The 379-nt window shown below is 37.5% G+C and carries 1 protein-coding gene; it reads right to left on the bottom strand.

All coding sequences use genetic code 11. The features are described 5' to 3' along the window. Positions 1 to 379, bottom strand: a 379-nt coding sequence (locus SCA31_RS22625; RefSeq protein WP_410699298.1) for a hypothetical protein, incomplete at both ends; no start/stop codon positions are given.

The raw sequence follows: 379 nt of genomic DNA, 5'->3' as shown, positions 1-379 counted from the left end.
CATTAGAGTTTGAAAGAAATTTTCTAAAGTCTTCAACATTGTCATCGATATCTATTTCTTGATTGAAAGTTTCATCATCAATGATGGTAGCGGTCTTGGATATCGCATTATAGACTTCTTGCGGGATATTTATGCGTTTTTCCGAAAGAGTTAGCCATCTGCCAAGATAGTATTCCTCTGTAGGCTTATATATTCCTATCGTACCTGTTGACACCCATTCATTTAACAATTCACTGAATTTCCCGGGATATGTAAGCAGTTTTCCAGATGCAACTAAGTCTTGCACAATTTCATTTTCTAAAAGATCTCCACAGCTGCAAAGTAGAGCCTGTTGTGGCCCTAAGTTGTATAAGATACTTGCAAGATCCTCAAAAGGCAG

The organism is Chryseobacterium sp. SIMBA_028, from assembly GCF_046535285.1.
Lineage (GTDB): Bacteria > Bacteroidota > Bacteroidia > Flavobacteriales > Weeksellaceae > Chryseobacterium.
This window is presented reverse-complemented; position numbering and strand designations above follow the sequence as displayed.